At 64.5% G+C, this 301-nt stretch carries 1 pseudogene; it reads right to left on the bottom strand.

The features are described 5' to 3' along the window. Nucleotides 1–123 precede the first annotated feature (123 nt). Nucleotides 124–235: pseudogene (locus U8L64_RS01925) on the bottom strand (4Fe-4S dicluster domain-containing protein); the annotation flags it as partial. Between the last annotated feature and the right edge of the window lie 66 nt (nucleotides 236–301).

The following is a 301-nucleotide window of genomic DNA, read 5'->3' on the forward strand; positions in this document are numbered from 1 at the left end:
AGCAGAACCACGCCGGCAACGACCAGGCCGCCCGGAAGGTGCCTGCTGCGTGGAGCGCCTGCTGGAGCCGTACCCGTCGCTGCTGGAGCGCCATCAATCGACGAGCCAGCCGCTCATCGGCGATCTGCTTCATCAGGTAGATCCGCCCGCGCGGTCCGTCCTTCTCGTCGCCGAGCTTCTGGTAGGTCGGGCAGGTGGCGTTGCAGAAACCGCAGTGCACGCAGGAGCGCAGGATGCTTTCGGCATGTTCGCCTGCATACCCTCGATCAGTTCCTCTCGCGCAACCTCGTTAATTGCACCA

It is taken from the genome of Pseudomonas sp. FIP_A4 (assembly GCF_036701605.1).
Lineage (GTDB): Bacteria > Pseudomonadota > Gammaproteobacteria > Pseudomonadales > Pseudomonadaceae > Stutzerimonas > Stutzerimonas phenolilytica.